At 49.9% G+C, this 535-nt stretch carries 1 protein-coding gene; it reads right to left on the bottom strand.

All coding sequences use genetic code 11. From position 1 onward, the window contains the following. Positions 1–307: 307 nt before the first annotated feature. Positions 308–535, bottom strand: a 228-nt coding sequence (locus C5687_RS24360; protein WP_146086321.1) for an integrase core domain-containing protein, incomplete at its 5' end; no start/stop codon positions are given.

Raw genomic sequence — 535 nt, 5'->3', positions numbered from 1 at the left:
CGTCAGCGGCATGGAGGCGCCAGATGAGGTTACATGTGTCTGTGGAGTCAAATGGCGCCGAAAGCCTGGAGTAGCCGTTTCCGGACTGTAAATTTTGCCAGTTCATCCCCTGCCCTAGTTACGTTAACGGCTCTGAAGAAGCTAAGGTACTCCCATTCCCCCCCGGTAAGCGGGCTTTACGGCGTTTACAAGGAAAAGGGCCTGATTCCCGGAACCTTGAAGTCGCAGCTTGCTGCTGACGCTTATGGGGATGTTCTTCAGTTATACCAAGGAGCTTATGACCTGCCTCCAGAGTTAGATACAACCGTCAGTTAGTAAGGTCGGTCTGTTTACCTTCACATTTTCCATTTCGCCACCGTGCTGCAAACTCTGATGGCGTCTGATAATTCAGTGCTGAATGTGGACGACACTCGTTATAATCCTGCCGCCAGTCATTAATGATTTTCCTTGCGTGAACGATATCGCTGAACCAGTGCTCATTCAGGCATTCATCGCGAAATCGTCCGTTAAAGCTCTCAATAAATCCGTTCTGCGT

It is taken from the genome of Enterobacter sichuanensis (assembly GCF_002939185.1).
In the GTDB taxonomy this organism is placed as follows: Bacteria; Pseudomonadota; Gammaproteobacteria; order Enterobacterales; family Enterobacteriaceae; genus Enterobacter; species Enterobacter sichuanensis.
This window is presented reverse-complemented; position numbering and strand designations above follow the sequence as displayed.